24 protein-coding genes and 2 pseudogenes are annotated in these 18,166 nt (G+C 42.3%); 11 read left to right on the forward strand and 15 right to left on the reverse strand.

The window, feature by feature from the left end; translation table 11 throughout:
* A pseudogene (locus N0824_RS02260) lies at positions 1 to 162 on the reverse strand (IS630 family transposase); the annotation flags it as partial.
* 171 nt (positions 163 to 333) lie between these two features.
* On the opposite strand from N0824_RS02260, the gene N0824_RS02265 reads away from it, so the two are divergent.
* Together N0824_RS02265 and N0824_RS02270 are read left to right on the forward strand one after the other, a co-directional pair.
* Positions 334 to 870 carry a hypothetical protein gene (locus tag N0824_RS02265; RefSeq protein WP_108935544.1) on the forward strand — a complete coding sequence of 179 codons (537 nt, stop codon included), beginning with the start codon at positions 334 to 336 and terminating at the stop codon, positions 868 to 870.
* Positions 815 to 1,266, forward strand: a pseudogene (locus N0824_RS02270) (lipid II flippase MurJ); the annotation flags it as partial. The gene N0824_RS02265 and the pseudogene N0824_RS02270, both read left to right, overlap by 56 nt.
* Here N0824_RS02270 and N0824_RS02275 read toward each other — a convergent pair.
* From N0824_RS02275 to N0824_RS02300, 5 genes are all read right to left on the reverse strand, one after another.
* On the reverse strand, positions 1,258 to 1,584 hold the full coding sequence (locus tag N0824_RS02275) for a hypothetical protein (protein ID WP_108935545.1): 327 nt from the start codon (positions 1,582 to 1,584) through the stop codon (positions 1,258 to 1,260). The pseudogene N0824_RS02270 and the gene N0824_RS02275 sit on opposite strands and share 9 nt — an antisense overlap.
* A gap of 429 nt (positions 1,585 to 2,013) precedes the next feature.
* A complete protein-coding gene (locus tag N0824_RS21825; protein ID WP_373456614.1) occupies positions 2,014 to 2,307 on the reverse strand; it encodes a type II toxin-antitoxin system VapC family toxin in 294 nt (97 codons plus the stop codon).
* The gene (locus tag N0824_RS02290) at positions 2,294 to 2,530 is read right to left on the reverse strand and encodes a type II toxin-antitoxin system Phd/YefM family antitoxin (protein WP_108935546.1); all 237 of its coding nucleotides are present in this window, start codon (positions 2,528 to 2,530) and stop codon (positions 2,294 to 2,296) included. The genes N0824_RS21825 and N0824_RS02290 overlap by 14 nt, the downstream gene beginning before the upstream one ends.
* Positions 2,531 to 2,669: 139 nt before the next feature.
* Entirely contained in the window at positions 2,670 to 3,104 is a 435-nt protein-coding gene (locus tag N0824_RS02295; protein ID WP_108935547.1) for a type II toxin-antitoxin system VapC family toxin, read from the reverse strand.
* Between the two features lie 2 nt (positions 3,105 to 3,106).
* On the reverse strand, positions 3,107 to 3,334 hold the full coding sequence (locus N0824_RS02300; protein WP_045356058.1) for a hypothetical protein: 228 nt from the start codon (positions 3,332 to 3,334) through the stop codon (positions 3,107 to 3,109).
* A 754-nt stretch (positions 3,335 to 4,088) separates the two neighbouring features.
* On the opposite strand from N0824_RS02300, the gene N0824_RS02310 reads away from it, so the two are divergent.
* The 5 genes from N0824_RS02310 (at position 4,089) to N0824_RS02335 (ending at position 7,258) form a co-directional block, all read left to right on the forward strand.
* Entirely contained in the window at positions 4,089 to 4,877 is a 789-nt protein-coding gene (locus N0824_RS02310) for a hypothetical protein (RefSeq protein WP_108935548.1), read from the forward strand.
* Between the two features lie 334 nt (positions 4,878 to 5,211).
* Positions 5,212 to 5,904, forward strand: coding sequence for a hypothetical protein (locus N0824_RS02315; protein WP_108935549.1), 693 nt, complete (start codon positions 5,212 to 5,214; stop codon positions 5,902 to 5,904).
* A 414-nt stretch (positions 5,905 to 6,318) separates the two neighbouring features.
* On the forward strand, positions 6,319 to 6,582 hold the full coding sequence (locus N0824_RS02325) for a hypothetical protein (protein ID WP_108935550.1): 264 nt from the start codon (positions 6,319 to 6,321) through the stop codon (positions 6,580 to 6,582).
* Positions 6,566 to 6,904 (forward strand): type II toxin-antitoxin system RelE/ParE family toxin, encoded by a 339-nt coding sequence (locus N0824_RS02330; RefSeq protein ID WP_002797543.1) that lies wholly within the window; start codon positions 6,566 to 6,568, stop codon positions 6,902 to 6,904. Before N0824_RS02325 ends, N0824_RS02330 begins: the two co-directional genes overlap by 17 nt.
* 150 nt (positions 6,905 to 7,054) lie before the next feature.
* Entirely contained in the window at positions 7,055 to 7,258 is a 204-nt protein-coding gene (locus N0824_RS02335; RefSeq protein WP_002797544.1) for a hypothetical protein, read from the forward strand.
* 116 nt (positions 7,259 to 7,374) lie between these two features.
* Here the strand turns inward: N0824_RS02335 and N0824_RS02345 are convergent, their stop codons facing one another.
* The 4 genes from N0824_RS02345 to N0824_RS02370 all read right to left on the reverse strand — a co-directional run bounded on the left by N0824_RS02345 (position 7,375) and on the right by N0824_RS02370 (position 9,999).
* The gene (locus N0824_RS02345) at positions 7,375 to 8,562 is read right to left on the reverse strand and encodes an RNA-guided endonuclease TnpB family protein (RefSeq protein WP_108935551.1); all 1,188 of its coding nucleotides are present in this window, start codon (positions 8,560 to 8,562) and stop codon (positions 7,375 to 7,377) included.
* A gap of 310 nt (positions 8,563 to 8,872) precedes the next feature.
* On the reverse strand, positions 8,873 to 9,079 hold the full coding sequence (locus N0824_RS02360) for a hypothetical protein (RefSeq protein ID WP_002760310.1): 207 nt from the start codon (positions 9,077 to 9,079) through the stop codon (positions 8,873 to 8,875).
* A gap of 375 nt (positions 9,080 to 9,454) precedes the next feature.
* Entirely contained in the window at positions 9,455 to 9,688 is a 234-nt protein-coding gene (locus N0824_RS02365) for a DUF2283 domain-containing protein (RefSeq protein WP_002769319.1), read from the reverse strand.
* Complete coding sequence (locus tag N0824_RS02370) at positions 9,673 to 9,999, reverse strand: hypothetical protein (RefSeq protein ID WP_108935553.1); 327 nt, start codon at positions 9,997 to 9,999, stop codon at positions 9,673 to 9,675. Before N0824_RS02370 ends, N0824_RS02365 begins: the two co-directional genes overlap by 16 nt.
* A gap of 91 nt (positions 10,000 to 10,090) precedes the next feature.
* Between N0824_RS02370 and N0824_RS20465 the strand changes: the two genes are divergently transcribed.
* From N0824_RS20465 to murJ, 3 genes are all read left to right on the forward strand, one after another.
* Positions 10,091 to 10,270, forward strand: coding sequence for a hypothetical protein (locus tag N0824_RS20465; protein WP_146184256.1), 180 nt, complete (start codon positions 10,091 to 10,093; stop codon positions 10,268 to 10,270).
* 319 nt (positions 10,271 to 10,589) lie between these two features.
* Complete coding sequence (locus tag N0824_RS02375) at positions 10,590 to 10,934, forward strand: hypothetical protein (RefSeq protein WP_041803606.1); 345 nt, start codon at positions 10,590 to 10,592, stop codon at positions 10,932 to 10,934.
* A gap of 196 nt (positions 10,935 to 11,130) precedes the next feature.
* Positions 11,131 to 12,858 carry a murein biosynthesis integral membrane protein MurJ gene (gene murJ / locus N0824_RS02380; protein ID WP_108935554.1) on the forward strand — a complete coding sequence of 576 codons (1,728 nt, stop codon included), beginning with the start codon at positions 11,131 to 11,133 and terminating at the stop codon, positions 12,856 to 12,858.
* 75 nt (positions 12,859 to 12,933) lie between these two features.
* Here murJ and N0824_RS02385 read toward each other — a convergent pair whose 3' ends face one another.
* The 5 genes from N0824_RS02385 to N0824_RS02405 form a co-directional block, all read right to left on the reverse strand.
* A complete protein-coding gene (locus tag N0824_RS02385; RefSeq protein ID WP_108935555.1) occupies positions 12,934 to 13,263 on the reverse strand; it encodes a HigA family addiction module antitoxin in 330 nt (109 codons plus the stop codon).
* Between the two features lie 15 nt (positions 13,264 to 13,278).
* Positions 13,279 to 13,578, reverse strand: coding sequence for a type II toxin-antitoxin system RelE/ParE family toxin (locus N0824_RS02390; RefSeq protein ID WP_046663076.1), 300 nt, complete (start codon positions 13,576 to 13,578; stop codon positions 13,279 to 13,281).
* Positions 13,579 to 13,702: 124 nt separating this feature from the next.
* Positions 13,703 to 14,353, reverse strand: a complete 651-nt coding sequence (locus N0824_RS02395; protein WP_108935556.1) for a hypothetical protein — start codon at positions 14,351 to 14,353, stop codon at positions 13,703 to 13,705.
* Positions 14,354 to 14,394: 41 nt separating this feature from the next.
* A complete protein-coding gene (gene hisS / locus N0824_RS02400) occupies positions 14,395 to 15,675 on the reverse strand; it encodes a histidine--tRNA ligase (protein ID WP_108935557.1) in 1,281 nt (426 codons plus the stop codon).
* Between the two features lie 20 nt (positions 15,676 to 15,695).
* Positions 15,696 to 17,606: a heavy metal translocating P-type ATPase gene (locus N0824_RS02405; protein WP_108935558.1), complete on the reverse strand. Its 1,911-nt coding sequence runs from the start codon at positions 17,604 to 17,606 to the stop codon at positions 15,696 to 15,698.
* Positions 17,607 to 17,612: 6 nt separating this feature from the next.
* Between N0824_RS02405 and N0824_RS02410 the strand changes: the two genes are divergently transcribed.
* Complete coding sequence (locus N0824_RS02410) at positions 17,613 to 17,921, forward strand: hypothetical protein (RefSeq protein WP_108935559.1); 309 nt, start codon at positions 17,613 to 17,615, stop codon at positions 17,919 to 17,921.
* Positions 17,922 to 18,166 lie beyond the last annotated feature (245 nt).

The raw sequence follows: 18,166 nt of genomic DNA on the forward strand, positions 1-18,166 counted from the left end.
TGGACGAGGACGGATATCTCCTGTTTCTTTATGTTGCTTCAATAACTTCTGAATAAAGCTTTTAGCCACGTCAAATCTCTGGGCTAGTCCTCGAATAGAAATTTTTTCTTTCTTCCAGACATCGATAATTTTTTGGCGAAAATCTACGGAATAGGGTCTCATAGGAAGCTGGCGAGTTCTATTATTTGTCTATTTGCTTTTCATTGTACCTCATAGCTCCAAGAAGTGCTATAAGAAGAAATACTAATATTTTGTTGCCATCAGCTTTTAGCCACAATTCAATTGAGTATAAAATAATCTCAGAAAAAGCCGCCAGAAAATGTCAAATCAACCATGAAAAAAATTATTTTGATTTCTAGTCTATCTTTGACAATGGTAGTCGGTGCTTCCTGGGCAAAACCAAATATAGTTTTGGCTCAAACTTGTAATTACTTTGCCGGAACTGCTGTGACGGGAAAAAGCGTTAACATCGATTTATGTTCGATTGTTCCGGCTAGTTCGCGTAGTGTTGACTTTGTTTATTACTTGGGAAATCAACGACTGGTTAGCCAAGCTAATTGTGATAACGGAACTTGGACGACTTTTCCCGAAAGACAAATTCATCGTCCCCGCTCTCAAGCGACTCAAACAATGCTAGAGGTGGTGTGTAGTTACAGATTCGATAGTTCTCAATCTACATCAAGAATCGCTGCGGCAACAGTGTTTTCTCCACCATCAAATGTGAGAACGTCCCCCAATGGCAATATCATCTGTTCAGTCAGAGAACGTAGAACCATCAATATTTATGGTTCGGTTGGCCCTTGGTATTATACGGATGTCTGTGGGGAAATGGGTGTTATACACTCCAGTCAAATTAAATTTGACAACTAGAGAGCGCTTTTCTGCGGGAACACAGAAACGGGTAGAATCAATCAATGCAGTTGTTTTCTTTCGAGGTGTCATCATTACTAAGAAAGCTACCCGTTCCTTAGCCGGCATTGCCGGAATTGTCGCCGTTGCCACCTTAATCAGTAAGGTTTTTGGTTTAGTCCGCGAACAGGTAATCGCCGCTGCCTACGGTGTTGGGCCAGTGGTGAACGCCTACGCTTTTGCCTACGTTATCCCCGGTTTTCTGTTAATTCTCCTCGGTGGTATTAAGGCCCCTTTCATAGCGCTTTGGTCAGTGTTTTGGCCAAAAGAGATAAATCCGAGTCCGCGCCGATTGTCGAGACTATTACCACCCTAGTCAGTGGGATTTTATTAGCTGTCACCTTCTTTTTAACAGTTCATATTTATCCCCCAATGTGAAAATTGGCGGTCTTTGTAGGTAAGGGTAAAACTGGATAAATAATCTTGACCGTCTAAATCGAGATTAAAGGCAGAAAAGCAGACGTACAGACTACGTTTATCAACGGCGACAGAGCGACTAAAAATTTTACTGAGAGTATTGGCAGTCAGTCCAGTGTGTTGGCTAAGAATGTCTAAGGTGCAGCGAGTGTTTTGTTTTATTTCCCAATTCACTTTAGCACGGTGCAGTTTTTGGTAGCCGATAGAGGTTAAGATTACGCCGCGCTGACGAGAGGATTTACCCTTTGACTGTTCCATAAGTTACCTCATCAACATAGAGATTAGCAGAATTTTCCATTATGGTAATCAGTGGGGATACAAAAAATTACTTTTTTTACAATATTTAAAGTTTGCGCTAGGAGTCAGGATTTTAACTAGGTGAGATCACCGATGATTCTCCTTGAACAGTTATTATGTACTTAACCTATAGGAGTCTATCGTTATTTAGCGATTGAATGATCTGATCGCCGTTATGCTTCATCAATTTCCCATAGATTGTGATTAATCCCATACGGCATTTTCATAATGATTTAAAATGTGATAATCTTTGGTGAGCAAAATATGGTTATCTACTGAAGCGTTACTAACAATTAAGCGCTCAAAGGGATCACGAGTCCAGTTAATAATGACAGACTGATTAATAATTAAATTATAGCGTTTCCCAATCTCATGAGGTACACCAAAATCTTAACTCCTGACTCCTGACTCCTCAAAACCTAAGACTCTGTACCTCACAACTATGGAAATTGCTATAAAATCTTTTTTACATACCTTTAAATCAAGGCAACTTACTAATTCTAGAACAATGTCGTCTGATTTTTCAGTAATTCGCCCAATTTCGTATAAATATTGTAACCCTAGCCTTACTATCGGCGAAATATAGAGTTCATTCTCGTTAATTAGATGTTTGGCGCAATCGCTTAATTTAGCAGTTAGTCCTGCATAAAGCCAGACAACAATATGAGTATCAAGGTAAATCAAGGTTTATCTCCTGTTCCCAACTGATTTGTACAAGATCATCGGGATCGCCAATAATGGCTTGAGGACGATAAATTAATTTTTGTAATTTATCTACGGTTTCAACGGGACTAATGATTAATCGTTTGCCGTTGCGCTCAATTTCTAGGGGTTTTCCTGTGTTGAGGATTTCATCGAGCAGTTGATCTAGGTTATTTTGTAATTTACTTGAGGTGACGCTTTTCATTGCTGGTCAAGGGAGTAGGGAGTTTTGGGGACGGGAGATATTCGATATTATAGCGATCACCGTTATGCTTGATAAATTTCCTGACGATGCCCGATTTTGTGGAGATCAATAATGAAATACTGCTCTAAGCAATCAAATTCTAAGTAAGGTTATTAAAATTGGAATCCTGAAATAAAATCCGAAAGTTTTCTTGGGTGAAGTGTTTGTCATGGGTTAATACTTCTGCAATTCTCCTTTGTTTCATCACAATCATAGAAATGCAGTCTGTCAGGCTATAGCCCTTATCAGGACGTTCATCAAATAGTTGAATTCCAGCTTGTCTGAGTTGAGGCGTATAAGAAATAATTTCCATGTTCGGCTCTTGACGGATTTGAAAGTAGGTCGCAAGAGCTTTTCGACGCATAATCGCACCTTTAGTTGCAAAATAATTGAGTGTTTCATCTACAATGCCATCGGTAGTTATTAGGTAATCATCTGCATATTTCTGGGCATAATCTAAGGCAATAGTGTGCCAGTTATCCCTGGGATTAATCAAGGCAATCCAATAAAAAGTATCAGCAAAGATGAGTTTCATTGTTATTGTTTTGGTGTGCCATAAAGATAATGATCGTGTTGTTCGGCTCCATCGGTGGGTAGGGTTTCTAAGACTTCTGGGGGAATATCGGCGGTGAGTTCTTCGATAAATTGCCAAAAGGGTTGTTTCGGTTTGGTGGTTTGGGTTTGATGGAGGAAGTTGAGGAGTTGGTCAATGGTTTCATCGGAGGCGGTTTCGATTTCCTGTAGGAGTTGTTCTTTGGCTGTCATGGCTGGTTTGGGATGGGGGAATACTCGATATTATAGAATATTATAGAGATTTATCGGGCGATCGCTGATTGTATCGCGGTTTCTCCATCAATTCCTTCGCCTCTTCAAGAAAGTCCCCTTTTTTAAGGCTTCGGCCGTGAGATCAGCCGAACGGGGGATTTAGGGGGATCAAACTCGATTGCCCATTGTTGATAGCGATCGCGTTTACTGAGTAATTGTAAGGCTTCGGCAATGATTTCATCTGGATTGGCATAACGTCCTGTATTTAGTTTGGCTTTGATCAGCTTTTGGTGTTCGGGTTTTCAGGTTAATTTCAGGGTCGTTAAGGCTTGGCTTTTCTCCATTCTCAGTTTGTCGCTATGGAATCATCCCAGGGTTGCGGAGACAAGAGGTTTCTCTCGTTTCTGCGGTGGGGTGGGTTTCTGGTCTGTGGAGATGGATAAGGTGGGATGCTGGCATAGTTGTTTTTGGTGTCTTGGGTATGAAGTATAAGTTTGGGGTTGGGAGAGGGGGGAAATTGTCAGGATATTTTGACAAGGGTTGGGCTTAAGTTGGTAAAGTTGGGGATTTTTCCCAAGTTAAGGTTTTTTGCGGGAGGGTTGAGGGGCTGGAAGTTAGGCGGGGTAGGGATTTGGGGAATTTTGTGGATTTTTTCCTTAAGTTGGTAAACTTTGGTTGTGTAGAAATGTTGGTTGTGTTGAAATGAAGATGTTTAACGCGATGTGCAAATTAATCTTAGACAAAAAAGACAATTATGAATACTCAAACACTAATTAAAGAAACGCAAGAATGGTTAGATTGGGTAAATCAACCATTTACGCCTGGTATGCTTGTTCAGTCGTTCAATGCTCCACAAATCATGAATCCAGCAAATGCAGCAGCAGTTGGAGACTATAAAGCAAAAGCAGACAGTGCTGCATCCCCAGGATCTGCACCTGTGAGTGTTTTTGAGGGCATGCAGACTACTGCTAACCTTAGCCGAGTTCGTGCTGAGTTTAATCCTATAGATGTGGAAGGGACTGGCAATAAAGCACATTTTCTTCAATTTACGCAAAATATTGCCGATGCACCTTTTCTAACTTTACTTTCGGCAAACACGCTAGAAGTTAAGGAAAAAAGCCACAATGCCGACACTCTAATAAACAGTTTTGTGGGTGGCTTTATTGGTCTTGCAGAAAGCGATATAGCTCAGGTATTAACCTCCGTAAAAACTTTAGCTTCGGCTGCCCTTTCTTATGCTGGTCAACAGGAAAGAGTCTCGAACTTTGCACAAAATTTATTGCAGGTAGATTCTTCAGGAGATGTTCAATTTTCGTTATATAGTAGTGAATTTTCTATAAAATCAGAAAATAATAAAGGTACTATTACCTTTGAGGCATCCTACTTTCTTGTACGAGCACAATATCAACTATCCGTAGCTAGTTGGAATCAGGTTGTAAATGTATTCAGTGCCCAACAAAAAACAGATACACAGAGCTGGCTTGATCAGATGAGCACTAAAAATAAAAGTGTTGGAGCGGCTAAAACCCCCTGTCTTGACTAATTTTCTTGAAATATATCGCTGATCTATTACTCTAGGAAAATTCTTGTTATATCTAAACTCTAGCATCTTCTCAGAGTAAGCCTTTTAGCAATCAATACCTAATAGAAACCGCTTTTTAGAGTTTCTATCAGAAATTAGGTTAATGATCCCTTGCTCATCAAGGCTTTCAAAATTTGGAGTTGATTTAACTACTCCCATTCTGATAGATCAGCGATATAGTAGTCCCAAACCAGTTGTAAATATCGATCCGCTCTAAGCAATGGTTTCGAGCATCTCAACAACACGAATCATTTAGGATTGCTATTCTCCACTAATATTTAGGAGCTAAAACAATATGAATGCTGCGCCTCTGAATTCTCATAATAAGTTGCTAGTGATTACCAGTCTTACCGGAACTGACGAAAAGATAGTGTTGGAGCAAACTGAAAAGCTTCAGCCCCCAGTTCCATCTCAAGGAGATCCTGAATACCAGACTTTCCTTAAAAACTTTCTAAACAGTCCAGCTAATGTTATGTCTACAATTGCGGATTTTCTTCGAATAAAAGCGAAATGGAAAATCAACTCCATTGAAAATTATCAAGATTACTTGAATTTGTTCGAGAATGTTCCATTCGGAAGCATTTCGGCTGGCTCTGACCTTCACTATAAAACAAGACATAATTCTGTTTCATCTTTAGTGTCTGAAACTTGTACAATAGCTTATGTTCCTCAAAGTAAACAAAAATATATATACGATTTAAAAGCCTTTTTGGGCGACGTTTCTGAGGGTAATCCCAAAACACTTACCATAATTACTCAAAATTTACAAGCTACAGACGGACGATTGATGTTACTATTCAATAAATCGAATTTCATCGTTTCTTCTTTCCGCCCTCAAACATATAATCTTTCAGCAGAATCTGCCATTGCCACATTGACGATAATAGGGCCTTCTTATTTTCAACAAAATGGGGCGCAATTTCTCAGATTAGGATTTACTAATGTAACAGACTGGATAAATAAAACTTCCACTCCGACACCCTCTTAGCGTAGGGTGCGTTTGTTAACGCGCCTTTTTCCTTTAAATTACTACTGTTACTCATCACCCAATATTATCGGGAATAATGGGAATTTTCGTCATTCCCCAATCGGTCGGATAAAAGCCCTGATAAACCGATAAACCCTAGAAAATGGCCAATCCTGTGGTTTTAAACCTAACCCATGCCGCCCAGAATTGTAATCAATATAATCACAATGTAACCCATAATCTCGTTCATCTCACATTAAATATTCCCAAAAACGACGTTGCCATAAATTACTTTTTCTCCGCTTTTGTCGAGATAACAAAACCACTCGATCAATCCCCAATGGCTCTCCGTGTCTTACACCCTAAATTATGGCATATTCAGCCCTTTCAAATTAGCTGCTAAAATTGAAGAGGAAACCAACCCAACAGCAAACCATGCTAAAAACCATCGAAGGCATTTATCAGGATGGACAAATCCGCTTCACCGAACCACCGCAAGATATTGGCGATCGCACCCAGGTTCTCGTCACCTTTCTCGATCCTGACAAAATCAATTCTGTTAAACTAAGCCAACTATTAGAACAATTGGAAACAATCAAGGGGATTCAGCAAGGCTTTGAGGAACTAAACGCGGGTCAAACTCGCCCGATTGAAGATTTCGTTCAGGAAATGCAACAAAAATATGACATTTCAGGTTGAAATTACCCCAATTGCAGAAGCTCAGATTGAACAAGCCTATCGCTGGTATCGAGAGCGTAATCCTGAATTTGCTGATCGCTGGTTTCGAGGATTAATGAATACGATAGCAACTCTCCAAGAGAAACCTCAGCGTTGTGCATTGGCCGTAGAACATGAAATTTTTCCCGAAGAAGTACGCCAACTTCTCTATGGAAAAGCAAAAAATGTGTATCGAGTGCTTTTTGCCATTCGAGATGATACCGTTTATGTGTTGTATGTTCGCCACAGTTCCCAAGCACCTCTGACGTTAAATGATGTGGAAGAGCTAAGAGGTGGTATTTAGGGCGATCGCCTTAGAAACACCTTCATCCAGTGCGATCGCTATCTTCTTGTTAATTAAACTTTAAAACCGCGATCATTTTGGTTTTTGAAAGAGAGATCGCCGTGTTACCCTAGTGGACAGAAAGTAATCTACAAGCGATCAGTTGAAGCCATGAGTGAAGCAGTTGTAACACTTCTTAGACAGTTCAAAAAACTTTCAGCTAGAGAAAAATCTGAGTTCCTTTCAGCCAGCCTGAGTCCGACTGGAGACTATGGTGATTGGAGTAATGATGATGCAGTTCTTTTTGCCGCTCAATCGTTTGCTCGTCTAGATGCAGAGGAGGAAGCAGATGGGGAATCCGAAGCCAGTTCGTAGCGAAGTTTGGTTGATTGATTTTGGGATAGCAGCAAAAGTACGCCCCGCTCTTGTTGTGAGTGAACCTTATGGAGTTGACATCCTCACCGCCGTAAACGGACGGTGATTCCCAAACCTCACGATTTAGGTTTCTGCTTCTTTCCCTTGCGGGGTTCCGCACCTGCCTTAACAGATTTACTCTGTTCTGGTCTTATGGTCGCTCTACAGACTGACACCGCAAGCCCTGCGGCCAAAATGTTTTTACTTGCGTTAATATCTCGGTCATGGTGAGTCCCACAGTCTGGACAGTCCCATTCTCGAATATTTAACGGCATTTTTTCAGCAATATACCCGCAATTACTACATCTTTTAGAGCTAGGAAACCATCTATCTATTTCGATGTAGTTTCTGCCGTACCAACGGCATTTATAGGCTAATTGTCGGGTAATTTCTCCCCAACTAACGTCAGATATTGCCTGAGATAATTTCGGGTTTTTGACCATATTCTTAACGGCTAAATTCTCAACCACAATCGTTTGGTTTTCACGAACTAATTGAGTGGTTAGCTTGTGTAAATGGTATTTTCTGCTATCGGTGATTTGAGCGTGAATCTTGGCTACTTTGATTCTTGCTTTTTCCCGATTTTTTGACCCTTTCTGTTTTCTAGAAAGATTTTTTTGTGCTTTTCGCAGTCTCCGATAATGCTTTTTAAAATGCTTAGGATTAGATACTTTATCGCCATCGCTGGTAATCACGAGGCTACTAATTCCTAAGTCAATTCCAATGGCTTTATCTGTTACTGGTAGAGGCTTAATCGTTGGGTCATCAAATCTTATTGAGATATGCCAGCGTCCAGAAGGATGTAATCTGACTGTTACTGTGCTTGGTTCACAGCTTTCTGGGATTTGTCTTGACCATCGAATAGGTAAAGGTTCTGTGCATTTAGCTAAATAGATTTGTTTGTCTTTAAATTTAAAGGCTGATTTGGTAAATTCGGCACTTCCTCCCTGATGTTTTTTCTTAAAGTTAGGATACTTAGTACGACCAGCCAAGAAATTAGTGAAAGCTGTTTGTAGGTGTCTTAACCCTTGTTGTAAAGGTACACAGCTTACTTCGTTTAAAAACTCTAATTCTTCTTGTTTTTTCCACTCGGTCAACATTGAAGAAGTTTCAGTATATCCTACTCTTTCTTGTCTTTCATACCAAGCTTGTGTTCTGAGATGGAGAGCTTTATTGTAAACCAATCTTACACAGCCCAAGGTGCGCCGCAATAGCGACTCTTGTTCGGGTGTTGGGTAAAATCGAAACGAATAGGCTTTTTCCATATCTCGCATTCTAGCATATATCGTGTAAATGCGCTAATATTTAACAGTAAAGCCGTCGTAGAACGACGGGGTTTCAGACCCAAATTTTCGATGAGGATCGAGCTTTGATTGGTGTGATTCCTCATACAACTAGTATCAGAGGCTCCCAATATGAGATTCAGATCGACCTTCCCTTTCTGAAAAGAAAAGGTGCCTTCCTACTTCAGGGTTTTGTAACCGTTCCTCCACCCTATTTTGTGAAAAAGCTTGGAATGCTATCGGAATCACAGATGAAATTAATTGAAAACGGGCTGAAAGATTGGCTCCGCCTTTAATAATCGTCATATAAACCTTCGTCTTCTGGGGCATAACTATTCAGAAAAGAAGAATGAAGGCGATCGCTAACCAACGTTTTGGGCTGAATGGTGATCACCCACTTCCCTTTACCAATTCCTTGCACAATAGAACTGGGAAGATTGAGTTGCTCCCCTTCTTCAATTTCTACTTCAAAAGCTAATTTTAATAACTGATTTTTCATAAAACAAAAGCACCTATAATATTGAAAATGTTAGCACAGAGTGTAGAAGCATCAGTGATCGCCATCATCAAAAGTGAAAATGACTCGGCTTGGCAATAAAGCATAAGCTAACTGTTCCTCATTCAGAAGCCCCAATCAGTGCTTTCTCTGAAGACATTGTAACATCAATCCCTCGCATCCTTAAACCTTTGGCGATCACTAATGACTAACATGGTACACCCAAGAAATGTCAATTCCATCCCAACCTAAATACACCTGTAAAGAATGTTAAGTTTTTACCCCATCAAATCCTGACATTAATCCGTATTGTTTCAATTTTCGTTCAATCCTGATGTATTTCTGCTGATAACTGCTTCACTTTTCTAAAGGATTCAATTATCCCACTAATCGAAAAGCAGCATCAATCGGCAATTGTAACGGTAAGGATTGATTCCAGCGTTTCGAGAAAAATAAAATCTCCAAATTCTCAATCTCCCCAGAAGTCGGATTTAGACGAGCGACAATTTCATCCCCAATCTCCTCCGACTCTTGATCTGCATAGGGAGAACAGACATCTACATAAAGAATATCTCCCGTCGGGTCATAGCGAAAAGTTAGATTTTTTTCCATACCATTATTCCCCCTGTAATTTTTCGGGCTGTGTATATAGTCACGATCCAATGACGACTAAGATCAGATTGGGAAACCACCACCACAATTAAAAATCGTCCCGTCCGAATCGTTGAAAACCACTTAGAAAATAACAACGCCTTTTCATCGTGATCGCTAGAACGAATTAAATCTGGATCAGCTAAAGTCTGGGCTAATTGCTCCTCATAATCGGGTAATGTACCCGGATGGCGATCAATAATATGCTGTTCTCGCTCATCGGTTAATTCAACCTCTACCTCTAAATAACCACAGAAAAAAGACCTTGCCAAATTTTCTTCATGTCTCCAAAACTGATCTTAAATTTAAAAACCAAAACTTAATCATCGGCGATCGCTGCTTCCAATATTAGAGACATGAAACGTGAAAACAACTCAGCCTTGCGACAAAGCATACACTAATGGCTCTTTATCAGCAGCCCCAATCAGTCCTTCCTCTGAAGACATTGTAACATCAATCCCTCGCATCCTTAAACCTTTGGCGATCGCCTTAGAAACCCTTTCATCTAGTGCGATCGCCCTCTTCTGGTTAATTAAACTTTAAAACCGCGATTATTTTAGCCTTGGAAACGTCAATCGCCGTGTTACCCCAAGGGATAGAAAATAGTCTACGAGCTATCGGTTAAAGCTATGAGTGAAGCAGTTGTAACACCTCTCATTGCGATCGCTGATCCCATAGGATGGTTTAGCATACTGTAACCCGTCAAAAACGTTGATGACTAAGACAAGTATTTTTTAGTATTGCAAAATTTAGAAAATTTTGCGGTCGCGGTTTGATTGTTGATGGTTGATAAGGGGCATTTTTCAAAACAATTTGCCTTGAAAACTCAATGCTAAAATGAAATTAAGTCAACAAAAATCTAATGCCTGATTTTCAGACCTTTATCGGTATCCTTAGCACCCTATTCGTCTTTTTAACAGGAATAATCCTCAACTATGACTCAATCCAACTCGGCAACGAACAAATTATCATCCCCCAATGGTTCGGACTTCTCTTCGCAGGGATTACTTTCAGCCTTGTTACATTGGATCAAATCCTACGGGGGCTTGTCCGACTTGAAAAAACAGAACGAGAAACTCGCCGAACTCGAATCGAAACTCGATACCGTACTGCAATCATCCGATTCCAACTTAACCCCAACAACTTCCACAGAAACCAACTAGCAGATATTTTAGCCCTACTTGAAGAATACCGAGATACACTTTAGTGCAATTCTTGAAGGCGATCGCCGATCTTGTCGGAGGTCAGTGCGATCGCCCTCTTCTTGTTAATCTTGTTGTTAATTAAACTTTAAAACCGCGATCGCTGGTGGGCATTGTTAAGTTTTCTTGAACGGGCAATTTTCGTGATCAAGAGTAGAACCATCAATATTTATGGTTCGGTTGGCCCTTGGTATGATGGGGATGTCTGTGGGGAAATGGGTGTTATACACTCCAGTCAAATTAAATTTGACAACTAGAGAGCGCTTTTCGGCGGGAACACAGAAACGGGTAGAATCAATCAATGCAGTTGTTTTCTTTCGAGGTGTCATCATTACTAAGAAAGCTACCCGTTCCTTAGCCGGTATTGCCGGAATTGTCGCCGTTGCCACCTTAATCAGTAAGGTTTTTGGTTTAGTCCGCGAACAGGTAATCGCCGCTGCCTACGGTGTTGGGCCGGTGGTGAACGCCTACGCTTTTGCCTACGTTATCCCCGGTTTTCTGTTAATTCTCCTCGGTGGCATTAACGGCCCCTTTCATAGCGCTTTGGTCAGTGTTTTGGCCAAAAGAGATAAATCCGAGTCCGCGCCGATTGTCGAGACTGTCACCACCCTAGTCAGCGCGATTTTATTAGCTGTCACCGTCTTTTTAATCGTTTTTGCCAATATTTTTATCGATGTTCTCGCCCCCGGTTTAGATGCCGCCACCCGCAGCATGGCCATTCAACAACTGCAAATTATGGCCCCCATGGCGGTTTTAGCGGGTTTAATCGGCATCGGTTTCGGTACTCTCAACGCGGCGGATCAATACTGGCTACCGAGTCTCAGTCCGCTTTTTTCCAGTGTGGCGGTGATTATCGGGGTGGGTTTGCTGGCCTGGTTCCTTGGCGATCGCATTGATGAGCCGCAATACATTCAACTGGGGGGTTTTGTCCTCGCCGGCGGTACTCTCGTCGGGGCGCTCTGGCAATGGTTAGCACAAGTGGGCGCACAAGTCAAGGCAGGTTTAGGAAAATTAACATTTCGTTGGGATTGGCGGATTCCGGGGGTGTCGGAGGTGTTGCGGGTGATGATTCCGGCGACCTTATCTTCGGGAATGTTGCATATTAACGTTTATACCGACCTCTTTTTTGCTTCTTTTATCGAAAATGCCGCCGCTTCCATGCGTTACGCCAGTTTTATCGTTCTCACGCCCTTGGGCATCATGTCCAACATGATTCTCGTGCCGTTTATGCCGATATTTTCTCGACTGACGGAACCGGAAAATTGGGGAGAATTGAAGCAAAGAATCCGTCAGGGTTTATTATTGACGGCTTTAACCATGTTACCCTTCACCGCTATCTTTATCGCCCTCGCTTTCCCGGTAGTGCGAGTTATCTATCAACGGGGTGCTTTTAATCTGGCTGCCTCGGAACAGGTGGTTCCCGTATTAATGGCCTACGGTTTCGGGATGTTTTTCTATCTCGGCCGCGATGTTTTAGTACGAGTGTTCTATGCCTTGGGTGATGGTGACACTCCCTTTAAGGTGAGTATGGTGAATATTTTTCTCAATGGTGTGCTGGATTTCCTCTTGTATAAACCTTTTGGTACTCCGGGGATTGTTTTAGCAACCGTGGGGGTTAATATCATTTCTATGGGCATTTTTACGGTAATTTTAAATCGTCGTTTAGGGGGTTTACCTCTGGGAGAATGGGGTTTATCCTTATTGGGATTAACGGTAATTACAATACTTTCTGGTGTTAGTAGTTGGGGTGCTAGTTGGGGTTGGGAAAAGGTTTTCGGTGCTGGTAATATTTTCTTGCAATTATTACAGTTGGGTTTGGCCTCGACCGTAGCGGTGGGTTTATTCCTCCTCGGTGCGATGTTATTGAAGTTACCTGAATTAGACCTATTAATCTCGCGAGTTCGTCAGAAGTTCTTGAAAAAATCTTAGGTTTAAGTTGCTGCCTCACTAGATTAAAGAAGGGTTAAACCCTAGCTAATACCAAATCAGTTTTTAAGAGTCTGATTAACTCCCTCCCTTGCTCGTAATTACTGTTATAGGGGACGGAAGAATTTTTTCAATTTGCTCGCCCTCTTTTTGTTTAATATCAAACAAATCCAATCGGATTTGAAGATTTAACCAAAAATCAGGAGAGACTTGCAAGTATTTAGCTAGTCTTAAAGCGGTGCTAGGGGTAATCCCCCGACGACCGTTGACGATTTCGTTAATTTGCCGGTAGGGAACTCCGATTGCGTCGGCAAGTTGACGTTGTGTGATTCCCATCGGCTGCAAAAATTCCTCTTTCAGCATCTGGCCCGGATGGGTGGGTCTTCTATGGGTAGGTATGCGAACCATGCTTATACTCCTTTTTTAACTGGAATGATAATCAACGATTTCAACCATTTTTGCCCCGTTTACAGTCCAGATAAAACAGATACGGTACTGATCATTGATTCGGATACTATACTGACCTTGCCGATCACCGACTAAAACCTCTAAACGATTATTAGGTGGAACGCGGAGGTCATCTAGGGAGGTCGCCGAATCGACTAAATCGAGTTTTCGCCGGGCCACGTTCCATAAATTTCTAGGACAGACTTTCCGCGCTTTTTTTGTATCCTCACCGTTGAAAATATCTTCAGTAGCTGTATTCCTGAACGAGAGGATCATAATAACACGGTAGCACGTTTGTCATGTTAGACATTGTTATATCGGAAATGCCAGTTTCCTTGTTCTGACTTTCCCAACCGACGACCGACTCCTAACCGCAGTAAGAAGCTTTTTGCCGCAAACCCTATTTATTTTTAGGAATTGGGGGCAGTTGCGGTGATTTTCGGCGAGAATTAGAACCGGATATTTTCGGGGGTAGAGGTGCAGAATTGCAATTAGATAAACTTTGAAGGCTCTTTTTCATATTAGCAGGTTCCGGCAGTTCTAGAGTTACCCCTTCCCTAGCAGTCATTGTTTCCTCTGGTAGGCATAAATCAAAAACAAAGGCGGAATTATTGGTTAAATCAGCCAGTTCTAATTTTACCATCTCCAGAGAGGATTCTCGTGCTAATAAAGGTTCAATTTCGGTCTTAATCAACTGTTCTAATTGAGCCAGATAATTGATCTTAACAGGAGTAACAATTAAAGTTAACATTTCTTGCCAACCTTGCCCCGCCAATTCTGCCAGAATATCCCCATAACAGCGAATTTTCCAGCTACCTATTCCCAAATCTCGATAGGAGAAAATTTCCAGCCAACCCCCGGCATCCGATCGATAATAATGGGTATATCGTTCGCTACTTTCGGGAGATTCGTAATCGATACGCACTTCAATATGAGCAAAAGGAGAATCCAGACGGGCCAAAAGACGATAGTTTCCCGAGACAATTTCTAGGGAATTAGTAGAAATTGTGCGTCCGTGATTCTCCCCTTGTTTTTGCAGTATAAATTCCATAATCTTAGCCTAGGCCTAATGTTTGGTCATGACGCTAAAACCTAGGATTTGTGCCGAGAGATTTGCGCTTTTAATTCCCCTGCTTGTGTCAATAAATCCGCTTGGGTTAGACTAATTTGTTCTTGGGTGGCCATCCATTTCAGTTGTACCGTGCCATTTTCAGCCTCAGCATCCCCCAAAATTATACAGCCCACGGCCTTAGCTCGATCGGCCCGTTTAAATTGTTTTCCGAAAGCGCTGCCACTCAAGTCTAACTCGACGCTAAACCCCAATCCGCGTAATTGCTGCGCTAACACCACACTGCGGGCCTCAGCTTTTTCTCCTTTGGAGACGAGATAAAAATCGGGAACCAAAAAAGATAAAGATTGCTTTTGTTGTAATAATATAATCAGACGTTCTAAGCCGATCGCCCAACCCACTGCTGGCGTGTCTGGACCGCCTAATTGAGCTATTAAACCATCATAACGACCACCACCGCAAACCGTGGCTTGAGCGCCTAAATCATCGGACTGAATTTCAAAGGCCGTATGGGTGTAATAGTCCAATCCTCGCACTAAACAGGGATTAAGATTATAGATAACTCCCAAATCGGTTAGTAAAGATTGCACCCGTTCAAAATGCTTTTGAGAATCACTGCCGATATGTTCAAGAATACTGGGGGCATTCTTACAGATAATCTTGGTTTTCTCGTCCTTACTATCCAAAATTCGCAGGGGATTTTTTTCTAATCTCTGTTGAGAATCCGCATCTAAATCAGCTTTGTAGGGAGTCAAATAATCTAGCAAGGCCTGACGATAATTTTGCCTATCTTGGGCATTTCCCAGGGAATTAATATCTAATTTTAGGGTTTCTAGCCCCACAGCTTTTAATATCTCGCTGGCAAGGGTAATTACTTCCACATCCGCCCTAGGGTCATCACTTCCCAACAATTCGACCCCGATTTGATGAAACTGTCGCTGCCTACCCGCTTGCGGACGTTCATAACGAAACATCGGCCCCTTATACCAGAGTCTTTGTACTCCTCCGGCGGCCTGTAATTTGTGTTCAATATAGGCGCGAACGACCCCAGCCGTTCCCTCCGGTCGCAAAGTCAGGGAACGTTGACCGCGATCGAGGAAAGTGTACATTTCTTTACCTACCACGTCCGTCGCTTCCCCGATACCCCGTTCAAAAAGTTGCGTCTGTTCAAAAATGGGAGTTCGTATCTCTTGATACAGCGCAGTCCCTAAAATTCTGCTGGCAGTTTCCTCTAACCACTGCCAGTAACCGATCTCCGCCGGTAAAATATCTTTTGTGCCTCGGATTGCCTGGATTTCGCCCATAGTTCTCTGTATTTTTATCCCTATTTGAACAATCTTAAACCGCTTAGAGTCACTAATACCGTCGATCCTTCATGACCGATGACACCAAGAGGTAAAGTTATATCACCGGCAAAATTGGCTATTAGCAATATGCCGATAAACGCGAGGGCGAAAGTGATATTCTGTTTAACAATGCGATTGGCACGACGACCAAGGTTAATTGCGCTGGGAATTTTGGCTAAATTATCGGACATAAGGATAATATCGGCCGTTTCCAAAGCCACATCACTACCAGCTTTTCCCATGGCAATCCCCACATTAGCCATAGCTAAAGCGGGCGCGTCATTAATGCCATCCCCCACCATAGCGACAGTGTGATATTTTTCTTGCAGATTTTGGATAACGGTTAACTTATCTTCGGGCAGTAAATCAGCGTAAACTTCCTCAATACCGAGTTTTTCAGCGACTTTATCGGCACTTTGTTGATTATCACCCGTAATTAAAACGATATGTTCGATACCGATCTTTTTTAGCTGCTTCACCAGATTAACTGCCGATTCCCGCAGGGTATCGGCCACGGCGATCGCCCCGATTATCTGATTCTCTTGTACTACCCAAACTAGGGTTCTGCCTTCTTTTTGTAAACGTTCGCGCATAGCTAGGATATTCTGGTCAAGATCAGCAATATGGTCACGAATATAGGCAAAATTGCCCACAGATACCGACTTATCGGCAATTTTTCCCGTGATACCCCGTCCCGATACCGCTTGCACCTGATTAGCACTGAAGAAATTTATACCACGTTCCCTGGCTGTGGCGGTAATAGCGGATCCGATGGGATGTTCCGAACAGGATTCTAGGGATGCAGCCACCGCTAACACCTCATTTTCACTGACTGCATGGATAGGGATAATTTCCACCACTTGCAACTTACCAAGGGTGAGAGTGCCGGTTTTATCAAAAGCGATCGCTCGTATGCGGCCGATCATCTCCAATCTTGCGCCATTTTTGAATAAAATCCCCTGTTTTGCCCCGTTAGCGATACCCGATAACAAAGCTGGCATAATCGAGGCCATTAAAGCACAGGGAGAAGCCACCACGAGAAAAATTAAGGCCCGATAGATAGTGGTTTCCCAGGTCCAACCCCAGAAAAAAGGCGGTAAAATCCCGAAAATTAAGCCCAAAATCACGATAATTTTCGCATAACCTCGCTCGAAACCTTCGATAAACTCTTGGGAGGGAGGGGATTCATTTTGTGCCTTTTCTACCAAACGAATCACCCTCTCAATTAAGCGACTTTCGGGGGGAGTTTCCACCTTTAAACGTAGCACTCCCGCACCGTTGAGAGTTCCCGCAAAGACTTCTTCACCGATGGTTTTATCCACGGGAAGCGATTCTCCGGTAATTGGCGCTTGATTAATGGGACTGTTTCCCTCCATAATAATGCCGTCAATGGGGATTAATTCACCCGGTTTGACCAAAACTGTGTCACCGATCCGTAATTGCTTGATAGGAACCTCTTTTTCCCTGTCTCCCGTGATTAATCTAGCAGTATCGGGAGTCATCGCCATGAGAGAACGAATATTGCGATCGGTTTTTGCCATGGCAATCTGTTCTAATGCACCACTAATGGCGAAAATCAGGATTAAAACGGCTCCATCGATGATGAGATAGTAATTACTGTCCCAGAGTCCCAAAATCGCCGCCCCCAAGGCCGCTACAATCATTAACAGGTCCACATCTAGTTCTTTTTCCTCCCATAAAGTCGTCAATCCTGCTTGGGTACTCTCGTATCCTCCCACCACATAGGCGATCGCTAGTAGGATAAAAGCCGGGCCGATCAGATTAAGGTGTAGGCATAACCAACCAAAAAAGACTAAAATAGCGCAAATTCCTGCGGCAACTGCCGAGGAATACTCAGACAACCAAGAGGAAGAGATACTCTGAATCATGGATCGATGGCAATTACTTTTCTCCCCATTCTAGAAAAAATTGGATCGATGCAGAAAACCCCTAGGACGTTATCCCCTGCAGCTAACCTAACCGATAATAATTGGAATTTTGCCGAGGTTTGGATCGATCCGCTGCTATCTCCTCCCTATATCTTGCTTTTACTCGCTGAATCTTCAGGAAACTATCGCGTTTACGATCCCTCTGAGAGTTATCAGGTGGTATTTACCGGTGCGAGTTACGAGGAAGCGGAAAATTGGCTATTAGAGGACGAGTATGAACCGGTAGAGGGACGACTTTCGGCAGTAGAGATATAATTTCCTTATCTGTGCGAAACGTTTAGGCATGAAATAGGGCTGAAATGCCTGAAATAACCGCCTAGTAAGGTCTTCAGTCCCCCGACTGAATCTAAGAGGTCAACCCAGACCAACCTTATAACTGTTTATATGTCCCGACGTTTAGTATCACCCGATACCAAACTAGGCAAGGGGACTCAAGGTCAATACACTTTGTAACAATTATTTACAATTGATACAAAGGTGAGAGTAACGGCGATAGCCAC

This window comes from Microcystis sp. 0824 (assembly GCF_003112475.1).
Taxonomy (GTDB): Bacteria; Cyanobacteriota; Cyanobacteriia; order Cyanobacteriales; family Microcystaceae; genus Microcystis; species Microcystis aeruginosa_C.

Excerpts from the sequence above, each read along its gene's own strand:
- N0824_RS02265 (WP_108935544.1), top strand. The coding sequence starts at position 334 with ATGAAAAAAATTATTTTGATTTCTAGTCTATCTTTGACAATGGTAGTC.
- N0824_RS02275 (WP_108935545.1), bottom strand. The coding sequence starts at position 1,584 with ATGGAACAGTCAAAGGGTAAATCCTCTCGTCAGCGCGGCGTAATCTTA.
- N0824_RS02290 (WP_108935546.1), bottom strand. The coding sequence starts at position 2,530 with ATGAAAAGCGTCACCTCAAGTAAATTACAAAATAACCTAGATCAACTG.
- N0824_RS02295 (WP_108935547.1), bottom strand. The coding sequence starts at position 3,104 with ATGAAACTCATCTTTGCTGATACTTTTTATTGGATTGCCTTGATTAAT.
- N0824_RS02300 (WP_045356058.1), bottom strand. The coding sequence starts at position 3,334 with ATGACAGCCAAAGAACAACTCCTACAGGAAATCGAAACCGCCTCCGAT.
- N0824_RS02310 (WP_108935548.1), top strand. The coding sequence starts at position 4,089 with ATGAATACTCAAACACTAATTAAAGAAACGCAAGAATGGTTAGATTGG.
- N0824_RS02315 (WP_108935549.1), top strand. The coding sequence starts at position 5,212 with ATGAATGCTGCGCCTCTGAATTCTCATAATAAGTTGCTAGTGATTACC.
- N0824_RS02325 (WP_108935550.1), top strand. The coding sequence starts at position 6,319 with ATGCTAAAAACCATCGAAGGCATTTATCAGGATGGACAAATCCGCTTC.
- N0824_RS02330 (WP_002797543.1), top strand. The coding sequence starts at position 6,566 with ATGACATTTCAGGTTGAAATTACCCCAATTGCAGAAGCTCAGATTGAA.
- N0824_RS02335 (WP_002797544.1), top strand. The coding sequence starts at position 7,055 with ATGAGTGAAGCAGTTGTAACACTTCTTAGACAGTTCAAAAAACTTTCA.
- N0824_RS02345 (WP_108935551.1), bottom strand. The coding sequence starts at position 8,562 with ATGGAAAAAGCCTATTCGTTTCGATTTTACCCAACACCCGAACAAGAG.
- N0824_RS02360 (WP_002760310.1), bottom strand. The coding sequence starts at position 9,079 with ATGAAAAATCAGTTATTAAAATTAGCTTTTGAAGTAGAAATTGAAGAA.
- N0824_RS02365 (WP_002769319.1), bottom strand. The coding sequence starts at position 9,688 with ATGGAAAAAAATCTAACTTTTCGCTATGACCCGACGGGAGATATTCTT.
- N0824_RS02375 (WP_041803606.1), top strand. The coding sequence starts at position 10,590 with ATGCCTGATTTTCAGACCTTTATCGGTATCCTTAGCACCCTATTCGTC.
- murJ (WP_108935554.1), top strand. The coding sequence starts at position 11,131 with ATGTCTGTGGGGAAATGGGTGTTATACACTCCAGTCAAATTAAATTTG.
- N0824_RS02385 (WP_108935555.1), bottom strand. The coding sequence starts at position 13,263 with ATGGTTCGCATACCTACCCATAGAAGACCCACCCATCCGGGCCAGATG.
- N0824_RS02390 (WP_046663076.1), bottom strand. The coding sequence starts at position 13,578 with ATGATCCTCTCGTTCAGGAATACAGCTACTGAAGATATTTTCAACGGT.
- N0824_RS02395 (WP_108935556.1), bottom strand. The coding sequence starts at position 14,353 with ATGGAATTTATACTGCAAAAACAAGGGGAGAATCACGGACGCACAATT.
- hisS (WP_108935557.1), bottom strand. The coding sequence starts at position 15,675 with ATGGGCGAAATCCAGGCAATCCGAGGCACAAAAGATATTTTACCGGCG.
- N0824_RS02405 (WP_108935558.1), bottom strand. The coding sequence starts at position 17,606 with ATGATTCAGAGTATCTCTTCCTCTTGGTTGTCTGAGTATTCCTCGGCA.
- N0824_RS02410 (WP_108935559.1), top strand. The coding sequence starts at position 17,613 with ATGGCAATTACTTTTCTCCCCATTCTAGAAAAAATTGGATCGATGCAG.